12 protein-coding genes and 1 CRISPR repeat array are annotated in these 18263 nt (G+C 40.6%); of the genes, 8 read left to right on the top strand and 4 right to left on the bottom strand.

All coding sequences use genetic code 11. The annotated features are described in order from the left end of the window. Nucleotides 1-6 precede the first annotated feature (6 nt). A CRISPR array of direct repeats spans nucleotides 7-1803; the repeat unit is 37 nt; unit sequence GTTGAAACTTCAATTAATCCCTTTCAGGGATTGAAAC. Nucleotides 1804-1873: 70 nt separating this feature from the next. Beyond that, on the bottom strand, nucleotides 1874-2155 hold the full coding sequence (yidD, locus tag ACE1B6_RS15310) for a membrane protein insertion efficiency factor YidD (RefSeq protein ID WP_413258112.1): 282 nt from the start codon (nucleotides 2153-2155) through the stop codon (nucleotides 1874-1876). A gap of 31 nt (nucleotides 2156-2186) precedes the next feature. On the opposite strand from yidD, the gene ACE1B6_RS15305 reads away from it, so the two are divergent. After that, entirely contained in the window at nucleotides 2187-2867 is a 681-nt protein-coding gene (locus ACE1B6_RS15305; protein WP_413258111.1) for a diacylglycerol/polyprenol kinase family protein, read from the top strand. A 196-nt stretch (nucleotides 2868-3063) separates the two neighbouring features. Here ACE1B6_RS15305 and ACE1B6_RS15300 read toward each other — a convergent pair whose 3' ends face one another. Continuing rightward, on the bottom strand, nucleotides 3064-3222 hold the full coding sequence (locus ACE1B6_RS15300) for a hypothetical protein (protein ID WP_413258102.1): 159 nt from the start codon (nucleotides 3220-3222) through the stop codon (nucleotides 3064-3066). Between the two features lie 418 nt (nucleotides 3223-3640). Here ACE1B6_RS15300 and ACE1B6_RS15295 point away from each other — a divergent pair, with 418 nt between their 5' ends. The 5 genes from ACE1B6_RS15295 (at nucleotide 3641) to ACE1B6_RS15275 (ending at nucleotide 9029) form a co-directional block, all read left to right on the top strand. Further along, a complete protein-coding gene (locus tag ACE1B6_RS15295; RefSeq protein WP_413258101.1) occupies nucleotides 3641-5041 on the top strand; it encodes a nicotinate phosphoribosyltransferase in 1401 nt (466 codons plus the stop codon). A 35-nt stretch (nucleotides 5042-5076) separates the two neighbouring features. Further along, a complete protein-coding gene (locus ACE1B6_RS15290) occupies nucleotides 5077-5676 on the top strand; it encodes a nicotinate-nucleotide adenylyltransferase (RefSeq protein WP_413258100.1) in 600 nt (199 codons plus the stop codon). Then, on the top strand, nucleotides 5637-6383 hold the full coding sequence (locus tag ACE1B6_RS15285; protein WP_413258099.1) for an NUDIX hydrolase: 747 nt from the start codon (nucleotides 5637-5639) through the stop codon (nucleotides 6381-6383). Before ACE1B6_RS15290 ends, ACE1B6_RS15285 begins: the two co-directional genes overlap by 40 nt. A 65-nt stretch (nucleotides 6384-6448) precedes the next feature. Continuing rightward, nucleotides 6449-8113: an NAD+ synthase gene (locus ACE1B6_RS15280; RefSeq protein WP_413258098.1), complete on the top strand. Its 1665-nt coding sequence runs from the start codon at nucleotides 6449-6451 to the stop codon at nucleotides 8111-8113. Between the two features lie 37 nt (nucleotides 8114-8150). Beyond that, nucleotides 8151-9029 (top strand): carbohydrate ABC transporter permease, encoded by an 879-nt coding sequence (locus tag ACE1B6_RS15275; RefSeq protein ID WP_413258097.1) that lies wholly within the window; start codon nucleotides 8151-8153, stop codon nucleotides 9027-9029. Between the two features lie 267 nt (nucleotides 9030-9296). On the opposite strand, the gene ACE1B6_RS15270 is transcribed toward ACE1B6_RS15275, so the two are convergent. Together ACE1B6_RS15270 and ACE1B6_RS15265 are read right to left on the bottom strand one after the other, a co-directional pair. Continuing rightward, nucleotides 9297-9827 (bottom strand): Uma2 family endonuclease, encoded by a 531-nt coding sequence (locus ACE1B6_RS15270; RefSeq protein ID WP_413258096.1) that lies wholly within the window; start codon nucleotides 9825-9827, stop codon nucleotides 9297-9299. A gap of 130 nt (nucleotides 9828-9957) precedes the next feature. Then, nucleotides 9958-16443, bottom strand: coding sequence for a translocation/assembly module TamB domain-containing protein (locus tag ACE1B6_RS15265; protein ID WP_413258095.1), 6486 nt, complete (start codon nucleotides 16441-16443; stop codon nucleotides 9958-9960). A 414-nt stretch (nucleotides 16444-16857) separates the two neighbouring features. Here ACE1B6_RS15265 and ACE1B6_RS15260 point away from each other — a divergent pair, with 414 nt between their 5' ends. Together ACE1B6_RS15260 and murQ are read left to right on the top strand one after the other, a co-directional pair. After that, nucleotides 16858-17283, top strand: coding sequence for a DUF3110 domain-containing protein (locus ACE1B6_RS15260; protein ID WP_413258094.1), 426 nt, complete (start codon nucleotides 16858-16860; stop codon nucleotides 17281-17283). Nucleotides 17284-17298: 15 nt separating this feature from the next. Further along, nucleotides 17299-18219: an N-acetylmuramic acid 6-phosphate etherase gene (gene murQ / locus ACE1B6_RS15255; RefSeq protein ID WP_413258093.1), complete on the top strand. Its 921-nt coding sequence runs from the start codon at nucleotides 17299-17301 to the stop codon at nucleotides 18217-18219. Nucleotides 18220-18263 lie beyond the last annotated feature (44 nt).

The raw sequence follows: 18263 nt of genomic DNA, 5'->3' as shown, positions 1-18263 counted from the left end.
ATAACTGTTGAAACTTCAATTAATCCCTTTCAGGGATTGAAACGCGAAATCTGCTCTCGCGGGAGCAGCAAATAATGTTGAAACTTCAATTAATCCCTTTCAGGGATTGAAACGCATTGAAGGTCGCATTCTCAAGAATGGTCCTTGTGAGTTGAAACTTCAATTAATCCCTTTCAGGGATTGAAACTTCCCAGTGCCGATCGCACCGACGAAACCAAAAATTGTTGAAACTTCAATTAATCCCTTTCAGGGATTGAAACTGTGTTTCCCGGAACTCTTTAGGGAGAATGCTAAAGTTGAAACTTCAATTAATCCCTTTCAGGGATTGAAACATCGAGAAGAGTGATCGATCCAATCGATTGATGGAATTGATTTAAGGTTGAAACTTCAATTAATCCCTTTCAGGGATTGAAACGGTAACAGGTGTTTCACGCTGCCCTCTACCAGGAAAGTTGAAACTTCAATTAATCCCTTTCAGGGATTGAAACTGACTGACTTGGGCATTGACCCATCTCGCAGTAAGTTGAAACTTCAATTAATCCCTTTCAGGGATTGAAACCGAAATTTACAGGAATTAGGGGTAGCAAGTCCTGAAGCTTGTTGAAACTTCAATTAATCCCTTTCAGGGATTGAAACTGGCATTGACCGAATACGGAATAGCTAATCATTGGTTGAAACTTCAATTAATCCCTTTCAGGGATTGAAACCTCAGGAGAGAATGTCGGGGAACCAACTTCGCTCTGTTGAAACTTCAATTAATCCCTTTCAGGGATTGAAACGTAGTTATCTTTTCGCTTTAACTTGAGACTCAAGTTGCGTTGAAACTTCAATTAATCCCTTTCAGGGATTGAAACCGAAATCTACTACATTGGCAGTAGCAACAATATTGTTGAAACTTCAATTAATCCCTTTCAGGGATTGAAACGCTTGAACGAATTGAACGCATCCAACAGAACAATTGTTGAAACTTCAATTAATCCCTTTCAGGGATTGAAACGGGGGAAGTGTAACGCAATGTCATCTAAGCTCAATCGTTGAAACTTCAATTAATCCCTTTCAGGGATTGAAACTGATGGGGCTAAATTGGCTCGTTTCACCGCAATATGTTGAAACTTCAATTAATCCCTTTCAGGGATTGAAACAATGACGATCGCGCTGCTGCACAAGCTATGTTCGTTGAAACTTCAATTAATCCCTTTCAGGGATTGAAACTGGGCGTACCTCTTAGCGACCTGATAGCGATCGAGGTTGAAACTTCAATTAATCCCTTTCAGGGATTGAAACAAATCAAATCAATGATCGGAACGCATTTTGAGCGAAATTCGTTGAAACTTCAATTAATCCCTTTCAGGGATTGAAACCAAGAAGAGCAGGCTGTATTCGCTGGCTATTACTACGGTTGAAACTTCAATTAATCCCTTTCAGGGATTGAAACGGATAAGCATTATCGTTTTTAGCGTTGATAATAGCAGGTTGAAACTTCAATTAATCCCTTTCAGGGATTGAAACCAACGACTAACCCGTGAGTAGGACAAACAATAAGGTTGAAACTTCAATTAATCCCTTTCAGGGATTGAAACAAGAACTAGCGCGATTTTTAAATGCTCAGACAAAGGATGGTTGAAACTTCAATTAATCCCTTTCAGGGATTGAAACTCCTCAAGTTTTGGGGATGGTTCGGGAGAAAGCGAGTTGAAACTTCAATTAATCCCTTTCAGGGATTGAAACAGGGGAAATTTTCCCCCAATTAATTGCTACTGCTTCACGTTGAAACTTCAATTAATCCCTTTCAGGGATTGAAACCAGAAAAGTTTATCGATAACCCAATATTTTAGCGATAATGAACGTAATAATGGTCACGGTTAAACAAAAACTACTTTAAATTGTTATTTATTGTTTTTTCGGCAAATTCTCTGGTTTTTGGGTGACAATTACAAGCTTCAACTTCGGGAACAGGATCGTAACCTCCGGGATGGAAGGGGTGACAGCGTAAAATGCGACGTATCGCCATTATTGTTCCGCGCCAAGGGCCGAAACGTTCGATCGCTTGCATGGCATACTGAGAACAGGTGGGCTGATAACGGCAGGAAGGTGGGAACAAAGGAGAAATGAACATCCGATAGCCACGAATTAGCCAAATTAGTAAAACTTTGATTAAATTAAAAACTGTGTCAATTTTTCCATTCATGTCTAGTTTGTGGTTTAAGATTGCGATCGCTGGGGTTTGGGTGGGTGCGATCGTCCTGATTGCTGAATTATTGCACCTTTACACCAGCACCGATCCTGAAAAAATTCGGAAAGTAGTTCATATCGGTACAGGGCAAGTAATTCTTCTAGCTTGGTGGTTAGAAATCCCAGCTTGGGTAGGAATTACAGCTTCTATTTTAGCGAGTGTGGTTACTCTTTTATCTTATAAATTTCCGATTCTTCCGGGGATTAATAGTGTAGGGCGGAAAAGTTTAGGCACTTTTTTTTATGCTGCAAGTATTGGAATTTTAGTAGCTTGGTTTTGGGCGATCGAACAGCCTCAATATGCAGCTATAGGTATTTTAGTCATGACTTGGGGCGATGGACTAGCGGCTTTAATTGGACAAAAATATGGCAAACATCCTTACAAAATTGGTGGTATCCAAAAAAGTTGGGAAGGTTCTTTAACAATGGCTTTAGTTAGTTATTTAGTGGCTAGTTTGATTTTATTTGCTGTTGAAGGTAACATTTGGCAAGTTTATGTAGTGCCGATCGCTGTAGCTTTAATTGCTACTGGTTTAGAAGCTTTTTCTAAGTTAGGTGTAGATAATATCACTGTTCCGGTTGGTAGTGCTGCTTTATGCTTTTTCCTGATGGAAATATTGCCCAGTTCGTTATAAAAACTGAAGTGTTCAGCTGAAAATGGGTAGGGAATTAATTTCGCTACCCATTTTCTCTAGGAAGAATTTCCATGAAAAAGTTGTATGATAACGGGAGGCTAGGCGATCGCAGAATTTCCCACAGGCGAATTACCTAGCCAAAGAAAGTAAAGTGTTTGACCTCGTTTATTAATTTGACTACTGATTTGCACTGTTATTAATCTGAACCTTTAGAGGTTTTCTTGTAAGCATCTCCTTCAAAAGGTTGTACGCCAATTTCAGGATAATCCTTATCCTCTGGGGGGCTGAAAATTCTCGTTAAAGCTTCAGAGAAGAACTGAGTTACGCGGTCAAACATTTCAGGTATCTTAGCCATAAAATTGTTCTCCCTTTTGAGCAAGTTAAGATAGTTTCTTGGTCTATCTGATTTTTATTATCTACAAAATTCGATCGAGCAACCGCGATCGCAACACTTGTTTGATTATGTTTGCAATACTTTGTCCTTACTACCCCTAATTGTTTACTTAAACTACTAAAACTAAACATTCTGTATTATTTGTTGATTAGTGAACAAGAAGTTCTCATAGGTGGGGATTAGGGATTAGGGATTGGGGATTAGGGACTAGGGACGAGGAGAATTTAACCTTTCCCCTTTCCCAAAAAAATCCCAATCCCCAGTCCCCAGTCCCCAGTCCCCAGTCCCCTTTTCAAACGAATTTCCCAAAATAGCTTGACATCATTTTGGTAAAAGTTACTATAATTGAAGTAATAAAACTTTACTAGGAAGTTGGGCTATGACGGTTGCCCCGGACTGGAAATGTTTAGCGCCAGAAAGCACTCAACTGGCAGAAAGCTTTGAGGATAGGGAACTTGCGCTCTATCCCGAAGATTATAGCTTGTTGACAGACCTTTACCAGCTGACGATGACGGCTTGTTACGTGGGTAAAGGTTTAGATCGAACAAGGGCTAGTTTTGAATTATTTGTGCGCCAATTACCAGAAGGTTTTGGTTATTTAATTGCAATGGGCTTAGAACAAGCCTTAGATTATTTGGCAAAATTGCGCTTTAGTTCGGCTCAAATTGATGCTTTACGGAGAACGGGGATTTTTCAGCACGCACCTGATGAATTTTGGTCGCTGTTAGCAGAATCCAGTTTTACTGGGGATGTTTGGGCAGTGCCAGAGGGAACGGCTGTGTTTGCGAATGAGCCTTTGTTGCGGGTGGAAGCACCGTTATGGCAAGGGCAGATTGTGGAAACTTATTTGCTGAATACGCTGAATTATCAAAGTTTGATTGCGACTAGGGCGGCGCGAATCCGAGATATAGCGGGTTCGGAGGCGACTTTGCTGGAATTTGGCACGCGACGGGCTTTTAGTCCGCAAGGGGCGTTGTGGGCGGCGCGATCGGCTTTAGCGGCGGGATTTGATGGTACGTCGAATGTGTTGGCGGCGCTGAAGTTGGGACAAAAGCCTAGTGGGACAATGGCTCATGCTTTGGTGATGGCTGTGACGGCGACTTCTGGAAGTGAGGAAGAAGCTTTTCAGGCGTTTCATGAGTATTTTCCGGGGGCACCTTTGCTAATCGATACTTACGATACTGTTGCAGCTGCCGAAAAGTTGTTAGAAAGAATCAATGCTGGGGAAATGCAGTTGTCGGGAGTGCGATTAGATTCGGGGGATTTAGTGAGTTTATCTCAAAAGGTGCGATCGCTTTTACCTGGAGTTTCGATTTTGGCGAGTGGAGATTTAGATGAATGGGAAATTGCTAAATTAAAGGCGGCTGGTGCTTGTATTGATGGTTATGGTTTAGGGACAAAATTAGTTACAGGTGTTCCTGTGGGTGGTGTTTATAAATTGGTGGAAATTGATGGAATTCCCACAATGAAACAGTCGAGTAATAAAGTTACTTATCCGGGGCGAAAACAAATTTTTCGCTGTTGGGAAAAGGGAGAAATTTATGCCGATCGATTGGGTTTAATGAGTGAAAGTTTAGCAGGAGAAACAGGTTTGCTAGAACTATTTTTACAACAAGGAAAAAGGGTAAAATCTCCCGCAAGTTTGGCGGAAATTCGCGATCGCACTAGCAATTCCGTTGCCAGTTTACCAACCGCAACTCGCCAATTAAATAAACCCCAACAGTTACCAGTAGAAATCTCTCCTGCACTTCAAGAATTAACCGAAAAAACTAAACGCTAAAAACCCAACTATCAACTACCTATTACCTATTACCTATGACTACAATCGCTCTCTTTGGCACTAGTGCCGATCCCCCAACTACCGGACATCAAGCAATCATTAATTGGCTATCGCAACATTTTGATTGGGTAGCAGTTTGGGCTTCAGATAATCCTTTTAAATCTCATCAAACGCCTTTGGAACATCGGGCGGCGATGCTGAGATTATTAATTAAGGATATTGCCCCTCCGAGATATAATATTGGTTTACATCAAGAATTAAGCAGTCCGCGCACTTTGGAAACTGTGGAAAAAGCGAAAATTTTGTGGCCTGATGGTGAACTAACATTAATAATAGGTTCGGATTTGGTGACGCAGCTACCCCGTTGGTACAGAGTTGAAGATTTGTTGCGGCAAGTGGAATTACTGGTAATACCTCGTCCAGGATCTCCTTTAGAAGAGGTAACTTTGGGAGAACTTTGGGAATTGGGGGCGAAAGTAGCGATCGCTTCTCTAAATGGCCCAAATGTTTCTTCTACAGCTTATCGGCAAAATAAAGATACGACAAATTTAACGCCGACTATTGAAGAATATATCGATCGAGAGCAATTATACGCATGTCAGGACGCGAGACGAGAAAAATTGCATATCCGTTAAAAAAACAGTCATTAGCTGATTTTAAAGTCGGGGTAGATAACGCGATTTTTTCCGTTGATACCTTACAAAATCGCTTATTAGTGTTGTTAGTAATGCGCCATGATGAACCTTTTTTAGGTCAGTGGTGTTTACCGGGAACTTTAGTTAGAAATGGAGAGTCTTTAGAGGATGCAGCCTATCGCATTTTAGCGGAAAAAATTCGAGTCAAAAATCTTTATTTGGAGCAATTATATACCTTTGGTGGGCCAGGTCGCGACCCCAGAGAGGCACCAGATAGTTTTGGTGTGCGTTATCTGTCAGTAAGTTATTTTGCTTTAGTTAGATTTGCGGAAGCAGAGTTAATTGCTGATGGCGTAAGTGGGATTGCTTGGTATCCTATTCAACAAGTACCTGAATTGGCTTTCGATCACAATAAAATTTTGGAATATGGCTATCAAAGGTTACGAAATAAACTAGAATATAGTCCGGTAGCTTTTGATGTTCTACCAGATGTTTTTACGTTAAATGACCTTTATCAGCTTTATACTACTGTCTTGGGCGAAAATTTTTCTGATTACTCTAATTTTCGCTCTCGTTTGTTAAAGCTAGGTTTTTTATGCGATACGGGAATTAAAGTTTCTCGTGGCGCAGGTCGTCCGGCTAGTTTATATCGATTTGATGCCGAGGCTTTTGTCCCTTTTAAGGATAAACCTTTGGTGTTTATTTAGTAGTTTTGAGTTATTAGTCATTGATTAATTACTAATAACAAATGACCAATGAAGAGTGATAATTTATGAAAATAGCGATCGCTCAACTTAACCCCACTATTGGGGATCTGACTGGTAACGCCCAAGCGATTCTGAAAGCTGCGAAAAAAGCCGCTGAGTTGGGTGCAAGGTTGTTGTTAACTCCAGAACTTTCTCTCTGTGGATATCCACCCAGAGATTTATTATTAATGCCTAGTTTTGTTGAGGGAATGGCAAATGTATTGGATAAATTAGCGCAAGATTTACCAGAAAATTTAGCTGTTTTAGTGGGTGTTGTGCAAGCAAATTCACAAGTAGAAGTTACCGGAGGTAAACCTTTATTTAATAGTATCGCTTTATTAGAAAATGGCAAAATTAAACAGGTATTTCATAAACGGTTATTGCCAACTTATGATGTATTTGATGAGGATCGTTACTTTGAGCCAGGTTTAGAATCGAATTATTTAATTTTAGATGAAACTCCAATTGGCGTAACTATTTGCGAAGATTTATGGAATGATGAAGAATTTTGGGGAAAGCGGAATTATGCGGTAAATCCGATCGCAGATTTAGCCAAGTTGCAGGTAAAATTTACAGTCAATCTTTCCGCCTCTCCCTATTCCGTAGGAAAGCCAGATTTACGCAAAGCAATGCTAAGTCACAGCGCCATTAGATATCAACAACCAATTATTTACACAAATCAAGTTGGCGGAAATGATGATTTAATCTTTGATGGTACTAGTTTTGCGGTCAATCGCCAAGGGGAATTAATCTGTGCTTTAGCTAGTTTTGAAACCGAATTGGCTACTGTAGAATTTGATGAAAAAAACCAAGACTTTCTCCCTGGAACTATAGCCCATAAACCAGAAAATTCGGACGAAGAAATTTGGTTGGCTTTGGTTTTAGGAGTACAAGATTACACTCATAAATGTGGTTTTTCTAAAGTTTTAATCGGGTTAAGTGGCGGAATTGATTCATCTTTAGTCGCTGCGATCGCCAGAGAAGCGTTAGGTGCAGAAAATGTTTTAGGCGTGTTAATGCCTTCCCCTTATAGTTCGGATCATTCAGTTAAAGATGCTTTAGCATTAGCGAGGAATTTGGGAATTAGTACTCATACTTTACCGATCGCCAATTTAATGCACGCTTATGATGATAGTCTAATCAATATCTTCGCCGGAACTGAGTTTGGAATTGCCGAAGAAAATATCCAATCTAGAATTCGGGGAAATTTATTAATGGCAATAGCTAATAAATTTGGTTATCTGCTAATTTCTACCGGAAATAAATCAGAAATGGCAGTGGGTTATTGTACATTATATGGTGATATGAATGGGGGATTGGCTGCGATCGCAGATGTCCCCAAAACTCGCGTTTACTCAATTTGTCAATGGCTAAATCGACAAAGGGAAATTATCCCGGAAAATGTGATAGAAAAACCACCTAGCGCCGAACTAAAACCCGGACAAGTTGACCAAGATTCTTTACCACCTTATGATGTGTTAGATGATATTTTAGAAAAGCTAATTCATAACCATCAGTCGATCGATCAAATAGTTGCTTCCGGTCACGATCCTGCGATAGTCCAAAAAGTAGTAAAGTTAGTATCAAGGGCAGAATTTAAACGCCGCCAAGCACCCCCTGGATTAAAAATAACCGATCGCGCCTTTGGTACTGGTTGGCGAATGCCGATCGCTAGTAAAATTAGTTATTAAATTGTTAGTTGAGATAGCAGGGAATTGAATTTAACAAATGACTAATTACCAAAAACAAATTACTCCTTACTTATTTTTATTCCCAGCGATAATAATTTTAGGATTAACGGTAATTTGGCCTGCTTTACAAGCATTTTACCTAAGTTTTACTCGTTATGAATATGATATTACCCAAGCGCCGGAATGGGTAGGATTAGCCAATTTGCAGCGATTAATCGGCGATAAAATATTTTGGCAAACCTTAAGAAACACCATAATTTACTTAATCGGAGTAGTGCCAACTTTAGTAGTTTTACCATTAGGATTGGCAATTTTAGTTAACCAAAAACTGCGAGGAATTAGTTGGTTTCGCGCCGCTTATTACACACCAGTAATTATTTCAATGGTAGTTGCTGGACTAGCTTGGAAATGGCTTTATGCGGAAAATGGTTTACTAAACCAAATACTTAAAATCATTGGTTTTAGCGAAGGAATTCCTTGGTTAACTAGTCCAAACTGGGTATTATTTAGTGTAATGGCAGTGACAATTTGGAAAGGATTAGGTTATTACATGGTGATTTATTTAGCCGGGTTACAATCTATTCCTAATGAGCTTTATGAAGCAGCTGCGATCGATGGTTCCGACGGACTAAAAAAACATTGGGATATTACCGTTCCCTTAATGAAACCCTATTTGTTATTAGTAGCAGTAATTTCCGCAATCTCAGCAACTAAAGTTTTTGAAGAAGTGTACATTATGACCCAAGGAGGGCCAAGAAACAGTTCTAAAACTGTAGTATATTACCTTTACGATCAAGCCTTTCGCAACTTAGAAATTAGCTACGCTTGCACCATTGGCTTAGTCCTATTTTTAATAATTTTCAGCCTCTCAATCTTACGAATTATCTTTAACAATTCATCTTCCATGTATTCGTAGTTAGCAACGCACCATATTACTATCTAACCCAAGTCTCTCTTTCTTAGCCCCCCTTAATAAGGGGGGTTGGGGGGATCAAAAGCCCCCCTTAATAAGGGGGGTTGGGGGGGATCAAAAGCCCCCCTTAATAAGGGGGGTTGGGGGGGATCAAAACTTATGTAATCACAGCGTTAGATCCCCCCTAACCCCCCTTATTAAGGGGGGAACTAGCGCGGGGGGAACTAGCGCGGGGGGAACTCCGAAAGAATTAATAACTAGCAACTTGCGTTATCTATCAGTCATCGCCATCACCGCATTAACCGAAAGTGCTGCTACATCACTCAAAGTTGGTAACATATCCGCACCTGAATAAATATTTGGCAAATCATCTCCTTGCCAAACCCAAATTTGTTGGCGATTTATATCAATTAACCAAGCAAGTTGAGTTCCATTATTAAGACAATGGAGAATTTTATTTTGTAAATCTATCGTACTTTGATCGGGCGATCGAATTTCAATTAACCAATCTGGTGCGCCATTCAAAGGCCCATCTTCTTCAGAAATACGAGAACGGAAAACCACAGAAATATCCGGTACTGGTGATAAAGGAGGTATAATACAACGCCACTCTTGCACCGCTTCTAAAGTTTCACTATGAACATTAATATAATTAACCAAATTGCGTTGTAACCGTGAGTGAAACAAAGTTGGCATTGGTTTTTGAATTGCCCGCCCGTTGATTAATTCCCAGGCTGGAGAAGCTTCAATATTAGGTTGAGAAAGAAATTCTGCGATCGAACTTGCGATAACTGACTTCATAACCAAATTGCCGGGATAAAGCCAAGGCTTAACACTATTAATAATAACCCATAACACTGAGGTTCGTTGTATCGACTTCAGTCGGATTTTTCTCCCAAAGAGAAGGACTAAAGTCCTCACAACGGACTGACTAAAATCTTCTTTGAAACTCAAGAATTGCCCTAGAATCACCAGAGAAATCGGTAGAACCTCGCAGAGTAAAATATGGATTAAAACGATAGCGTAAACCAAATTGAGTAGGTTGTTCGGCAGTTAAAATCCGCAAGACTGAAACAGATAAACTATCAGTAATATCAACGCCAAATTCTGCGGCTACACCTAATACTGAAGCGTTTTCTCTTCCAGAAGTTACAGCAGTGGGGAAGATGCGAAACTCGCTTAAACCAATTTTTTCGCCAATATCGCCGAAAAATCCTTCTAAACCGGGCAAAACTACAGAACTAGCCAGCCCTGCTAACCCCGCAAGACCATCGCTACCTTGACCGAGATTATTAATAAAACTACCACCAATTAAAGCCACAATTTCTGATTCGCTGCGGGGAGGATCGCTAGTTAATTCAATAATTTGAGATGATGCCGCATTAGTATCGGGATTTGTGCCTAACTGACTCGCCCAGCCGCGGACAGTCGCCTGTACTCTCACTGATTGTAAACTGCCAAAACCTGTAGCGGGAGCATCATTAATTTCGGAAGCGAAAGGTGAAACAGGTAAACGATTACCCGTTACTTCCGAAACGTTAGTGGCTAATCTAACATTTAAAAAGGGATTGAATCCGCGATCGGGAACAAAAACTGCAACATTATCGTAATCACGTTCTAATCTAAACCGGGCAGCAAATAAGTTGACGGTACCTCGTTGTAATTCGATCGTACCTTCTGGGCGAGGTTCATCTAAAGAACCATTAAGTGTTAAGCTACCACTACCGCGGAAAGCGAGAATTGGTTGTAGAGAAATGTTAACATTATTGCTTAATCCGATTTGGAAATTGTTAAATTCAATAACTACATTTTGGTTAGTGGTAGTAGTGTCATTTACAGCGGCGACGGTAGCAGGAGTTTGGGGTAAAGAAAGTTGACCATTAAGTAAATTAACTCGCCCACCAAATTGAGGAGTGAGTGCCGAACCTCTGATTAATACTGTGCCATCAACAACACCCCCATACAATCCTTTTAAATTAACTCTTGCTTGGTCAAGATTGATAGATAGAGGATTTTGACTAGCTGGATCTAAAGAATCGAGAGGTGCAAAAATGGGAATCGTTCCTTGGGCAATTACTTGTCCTTGCGGGAAATCACCTGTAACTTTTTCTACGATAATGCGATCGCCCTCAAACTGAATTAATCCATTCACATTTTGCAGATTTTCTGCTAGTAATTGACCACCCAGAGTCGCATTTTGTAAATTCACAAATCCCTTGGGTATCGGACGTTCTAAAGTTCCCCCCACTGTTAACTGTGCTTGTCCTGTACCATCTACCCATTGCACTTGTTGATTTGTCAGCAAATTAATTAATGCTAATCCTTCATTTTGTACATTGACACTGAGACTAATTTGATTGCTAGCAGGTTGGACGTTAGCAAAGGGTAACTTAAAAGGAATACTACCAGCAATCTCAACTGGTTGTGGTGGATAAATTAATACTTGAGAATCAAGGTTTAACCGGGCATCTTCATAAGTGAAACTGGCAACTGCGGATTGAATCGGCGTACCATCTAAAGTGCCTTTTTCGATATTTAATTGTCCGCTAGCATAAGGATTATTTAAATCTCCCGTTATATTAACTGTTCCATCTAGATTTCCAGTTACATAAACAGGTAAATTTAAAATATTGTTGATTGGTTCTAAGGGGAAGTTTTGGATTTGTAAAACTCCATTTTGAGCTTGAGTTCCCAAAGTTCCCTGAAATGCTACTCTAGTATCTTGGGATTGGAGTTGTAAGGTTTGTACATTTAAATTGCCATCATTATAAGTTCCTTGAGCAACTACTTGATCTACTGTATAAGTATCTAATTTCCAATCATTACCTCTGAGATTAAAACTAGCTTGAATATCTGTAGGTACAGTTCCAGCAAAGTCAACTGTACCGCTAAAATTACCCTGCAATTGAGTAATATCTGGTATTGAAAAAGCTCTTTGATTTGCTGCACGTTCTTGTTCTAGTAAAGAGGTGATTTCAGCAAATCTCTCTAATTGCGTCCATAAGGAAGCATTTGGTATTCCTACTGGAGTAGTTTGCACATTAGTGGCGTTACCAAGAGTTTCTCCTTCTCTAGTACCAATACCACCAAAACCTTGTAAATTCAAGAAATCAACTGCGGCTAAAACGTTTTGAATTTTGCCTTTTTCAATAGTAACTTTTCCTTGAACTTGGGGAGTTTGAGTTAATAGTTGAGTTGCTGTACCGCTTAGGGCGTAAATACTTTCACCTTGTTGTAATCGACTGCTGAGGATTTGTAATGTACCGTCAGCGTAGCGGAAATCAGCGGTTAAGGAATCTGCTTGTAAATCTCCGATTTGGGGTTGGGCGATCGTCACATTCCGCCCAATTACATTTAATGTATCAAAATTAATCGCCAAATTTCCCGAAAGTTGCCCGCTAATTTGTTGATTAGCTACTGTTGGCGGTAAATTCACAAAATTTTGGGCTAAATTTTTCACAGTTGCTACAGGAACACTAGCCAAATCTAACGAAAATAAATCGCCCTGTCTTCTTCCCTGTACTAAAGTTTCACCCTGGCGGAATAGTAAACTTTCTGGTCGGTAATTTGGGCCTAGTTGAACAGCAATTTGGTCTTGTTCTCCTTGCAGTTGTAAACTCACTCCCCTACCCGCTGTTGCAGTAATATTTCCTCGCAAATTTGGGTCAAACTTAAAGTCACCAACTGCTAAATTTTGTAACCCAACTTGACCATCAATATTTAAAGCATTTAACTGTCCTGAAATTTGCCCATTGAAATCAACTAAACCTGCTACATTCACATTTCCCGGTAAATCTACGGGCAGAGTTTGTAAATTAAAATCTTCCGCTTGAACATTCAAATTCAAGTTAGCAATTTGGGGTACATTCTTTTGGTCAAAACTTGCCGTAACTGTGCCACTTGCAGTTAATCCTGGCGCTGTCGCTTGTTGAATTTGTAACTGTTGACCAGTCCATTGAAATGCTACATTTAACGGGCGATTTAAATAAGGTGTTGTCGTAAAGTTTAAATCACCAGTTGCTTGAATATCCGCTAAAGGAGAACCCTTTGGTTGAGTTAATGCAGCTAAACTTCCTCCTACTTTTAAATCACCGCTAACTCTACCTTTAAGTTGGTCAGAAAACTCACTTAATTGTACTTGGGCTAAATCAACAGCCGCCGCCCAACGTCCGTCGTCTACTTGTAATTGTTCAATGTCAACTGTACCGCCAGCAATTTGCAATCTTCCGCTACCAATTGCCTCAATTCCTGATAGCGGAGTTTCAGTTTCTTGGGTTAAACTAGCAAGATTTCCCGAAGCTTGTAACTGTCCGCTAAAGATTCCGTCAAACTGCGGGGGAACTTGGGGCAACCGGGCTAATTGTAAGCGATTAGCATCTAAAGCTACTTGCCAATTTCCTTGATTTAATGTTAGTTGGCGTACTTGAACTGTGCCATCATTGGGAATTCTTAAAACTCCTTGGGCGTTGGCTTGAATTTCCGATAAAGGAGATTCGTTTGGTTGAAGATTAGTTAGTGAATCAAGATTTCCTCTCGCTTGTAATTCACCGCTAAATGTTCCTTGCAATCCTTGTGGTACTTGGGGAAGTTGAGATAATTGTAGGTTATTTGCTGCTATGTTTGCTTGGAAATTTCCTTGATTTAATTGTACTTGTCGAAGTTGGAGATTTCCGGTGGGAGTTTGCAGAGTTCCTCTTGCAGTTGCTTGAATTTGATTGAGGGGAGATGGGGCATTTTCTGCGGTTAAATTGGCAAGATTTCCTCTAGCTTGTAGTTGTCCGTTAAATGTACCTTGAAAGTTATTTGGTACTTGGGGAAAACGGGCTACTTGGACGTTATTTGCATCAACTAAGGTTTGAAAATTTCCCTGATTTAATTGAAATTGGCGCAGTTGCACATTTCCGCCAGCAAGTTGTAAGTTTCCTTGCCCAGAAACTTGAATTTGGTTGAGGGGAGATTGACCTGTTTCGGCGGTAAGATTATCTAAGTTTCCTGCTACTTGAAATTGTCCGTTAAATGCGCCAACTGGTAAGTTATTGGGTACTTGAGGAAGGCGATCTAATTGTACTCCTGATGCGGCTACTGTGGCTTGGAAGTTGCCTTGATTTAGTTGTAAACTGCGAATGTTAACGTTACCGCCCGCAACTCGAATATCTCCCGAACCTACTGCTGTAATATTATTAGTTCCAGGTTCGTTTAAGTTTCCTGCTAATTGGAATTGTCCGTTAAAAGGTGCTTGTAATTCTTTGGGAACTTCGGCTAATTGTCCTAAGTTGATATTATTGGTTCTAACTGTGGCACTCCAATTTCCGTTATTCAATGCTACTCGTGAAATTTGCACGTTTCCCCCGGCAACATTGAGGTTTCCTTGTCCAGTTGCTTGAATGTTTGTGGTGGGGGCGTTGAGGTTTCCAGCTACGCGGAATTGTCCGTTAAAGTTGGATCTAAATTGTGGGGGAACTTGGGGAAAAAGTGCTAGGTTAATGCCGGAAGCGTTGACTAATGCTTGCCAATTTCCTTGGTTTAATTGTACTTGGCTAACGCGAATGTTTCCGCCAGCAACTTGTAAGTTTGCTTGGGCGTTTGCTTGAATATTTTCTGGTTGGAAAGAGTCAAGAGTTCCGGCTAAGTTTACGGTTCCGCTGATTTTTCCTTGGCGAATTGGTTGGGGAATTTCGGGTGGTTTTTGTTGTTGGTTTTGGTTGGCTGTTTGGGTAATTGCTAGGATGCTATTTACTGGGAGTTGGTTGGCTTGAACTGTGGCTTGCCAACGATTATTTGCGATTCTTGCTGATGCTTGAACGTTGCCGCCTGGTACTTGGGCTGTGGCATTTGTTAGGCGAATTTCGCCGTTATTAATTACTGCTTGTCCGGTTAAGGGATAGGTAGCTTGAGGGGCTTGAAAATTAGTGGCGATGCGAATATTATTTAATGGCCCGGTGATTTGGGTTTGGGCGTTAATGTTGCCTAGATTAATGTTAGCAGGGAGATTTAAGTTGTAGATTTGAGCGATCGCATCTCCCGGTAAATTTTGTGCTTGTAAATCGATCGCAACTACTCCAGGCTGACCTAATTTAGCATTACCTTTTCCGGTAATTCTCCCTCCCGCCATCGGGACAATTTGAATATTAGAAATAATTAATTCGTTCGTTTGTGGTGCGAAAGCAAAGTTAGTGCTAATATCCCGAAAATTCAGTTTATCAATTTGGGTTTGCTTGGTGGTACTAACTCGTCCTAAAATAGTTGGTGATTCAATAGTACCAGTTACTTTGGTGGCTAATCTTACTGCCCCACTCACGGGAACTGGTGGTTTAACTTTAAAAGTTTGCGTTAAATTTGCCAGAGTAGCATTAGGAACTGTAACATCTAAATTTAACCCTTTATCTAAGTCAGCACTTCCCCCAACTTGAACGGGAATTTGTCCTAAAGAAGCAGAGAAATTATTTAAGTTTAATCCTCTACCCGTAAAGTTTACAATACCGTTAGTGTTAACAATTGGTGCAGGTAATTGGGGGCTAGTGACAGCAACATTTTGTAAGCTGGCGACTCCCGAAACAAAAGGCAATTCTTGGGGATTGTATCTAACAGTTAAATTACCGCTGACTTGACCTGCTACAATATCAGCATTGGGAATTTGGACTAGGCGATCGATCTCTGTAAGCGGAATATTTTGCGCTTGTACTTGAGCATTTAACCGTTGCGATGGTAATAAAAATTCCCCATTAGTTTTAAAAGTAGCCGGAGTAGTTTGAGCTAATTGATTATTAGTAGGTTGGACAATTCGCCCTTCAGCATTAAACTGAAATCTTTGATTATCATCTAAAAAGTTTACTGTAGCGGCGATCGGATTAATTGTAACTGGTATTCTCGGTTTAGTTGGTTGAGCGTTGGGAAGTAGCACCACATTACCATTATTAACCCGAATTGAGTCTACATTAATAGTAATTGGCCCTGGTTCTTCAGCTGGTTTAAGTTGAGTAGTAATCCAACGACCGTCAGGACTTTGTTCAATGTAAACATTAGGATTGACTAAAGTAATATCGAGATCTAAACTTCTGGTAAAAAGGAAGTCTAGGAGATTAAAATTTACATCTACTGCTTGGGTGGTGGCGCGATCGGGATCTGTCGCGGTTGGCGGTACACTAGAAGGGCCAAATCTTAAACTATTTAACGAAAAACTTTCTAATTTACCAAGTTTTACAGGTCTTTGAAATAAATCGCTCACATTTTTTTGCACCAGTGGCGCTAAATCTCGATTAATAAAAACCCACGCCCACCAAGCACCTAGCCCGATACCAACAAGTGCAATTACACCAAAACCGAGCCCAGCACGACTTAGCCATAACAGCCACACCCGGCGATTTCTAATTGGTTCGTTTTCGTTGTTTTCGTTATTGGAATTTGGAGAATTTGTCATTTCAACCTCACACCCGCCAAGCTAAGACAACGCCACAATCTAGCTGAAGAGCATTTTAGCCCACATTCTGCATTTGTAGCTGTTACATATTTGAACAGAAACGGGATGAATTAAATCGAAACTGAGTAATTTAAGTAAAAATGCTAGCCGTCAACTATCACCAAGACAAGTTAATAGAAATATTTGTTCCCTAAAAATTCAGCAAAATCCAACATTTCCTGTGACTTTTTTCATGGTAAAATTCTCACTTTTTTTCAAGTAGCTGCTGCAATATTTACTTCTCTTTCGTAAATATGAGAAATCTTTAAACTGTTATGATACTTCGAGTTACTGAATTAGCTAAGGGACTTCTTCTCAGGTTCCATTGGTTAGTAATATAAATAACTGATGAGCGCAACAATAAATCTAGTGACTATGCGTGTATTCGTTCTGTTATTCAATGCTGGTACGGACAATGAGGGAATTCATACCCTGCAAATTGGCGATCGCAATAAAGTCCTGATGTTCGAGTCAGAAGACGACGCTACCCGCTACGGCTTGATGCTGGAAGCCCAAGACTTTCCCGAAGCAACAGTGGAATCAATGGACGATCGGGAAATCAAGGCGTTTTGTGAAAGTGCTGATTACGACTGGGAACTTGTCCCAGAAGGCGCTTTAACTCTCCCTCCAGAAGCCAGCGTCGAAGAAACTGACTGGCAAATAGATGATGAATTTGATGATGAATTTGAGGATGAGTTCGATGACGATCTAGATTTAGTTGAGTCTGAAGAAACTGAAGCCTCAGAAATGTCCGATGCCGAATTGGATAGTATTCGCCGTAGGCTGGAAGGATTACTTTAAAATTTGCGAGGTGCAATGACACAATTAGAAGAACGCGGTCATCTTTTGACAGAACAGATTAACCCCAAGAGTCAAAACTTAGATCAGTTAAGCTGTTTAGAATTAGTAGATCTATTCAATCAAGAAGATCGGCAAACTATTGCCGCGATCGCACAAGCCCGTCTCCCTTTGGCGGAAGCGATCGCAGTTACAGCCAAAGCATTACGCCAGGGCGGAAGGCTATTTTACATTGGCGCAGGTACTAGCGGACGTTTAGGCGTTTTAGATGCTGCTGAATGTCCCCCCACCTTTTGCACGCCTCCAGAGTTGGTGCAGGGAATTATCGCTGGGGGTGCAGGTGCTTTAGTGCGGAGTTCGGAAGATTTGGAAGATCGGGCCTCGGATGGTGCAGCGGCGATCGAACAACAAGCAATCAGCCAGTTAGACGTAGTAGTGGGAATCACCGCTGGAGGAACTACGCCCTTTGTTCACGGCGCTTTACAAGCTGCCAAAAGTCGTGGCGCTACTACTATTTTCATGGCTTGCGTCCCCCAAGAACAAGTTAGCTGCGATGCTGATATTGACATTCGGTTGCTAGTTGGGCCAGAAATTTTAGCAGGTTCTACGAGATTAAAAGCCGGAACAGTGACTAAAATGGCTTTAAACATTCTCTCCACTGGCGTAATGGTACAGTTGGGGAAAGTTTACGGCAATCGCATGGTCGATGTGGCAGTTACTAATACTAAATTGCGCGATCGAGCTTGGCGAATTATTCAAGACCTTACCGATTTAAACAGAGATGCTGCTGCTAATTTATTAGAACGCAGTGGCAAAAAGGTGAAATTAGCCTTATTAATGCACTGGACAGGATTAGATCGAGAACAAGGTGAAAAACTTTTAATTGCCAATCAAGGAAATCTCAGAAAAGCTGTCCAAAACTGTGAAAATCAATTTTGAAATTCCCCTTATAAATTGATATCAATTTAAGTTGAGTGTTTAAG

Origin of the sequence: Floridaenema fluviatile BLCC-F154 (assembly GCF_041929135.1) — a bacterium.
GTDB lineage: Bacteria > Cyanobacteriota > Cyanobacteriia > Cyanobacteriales > Aerosakkonemataceae > Floridanema > Floridanema fluviatile.
Note: the sequence above shows the minus strand (reverse complement) of the source record. Positions and strands in the feature narration are given on the sequence as shown.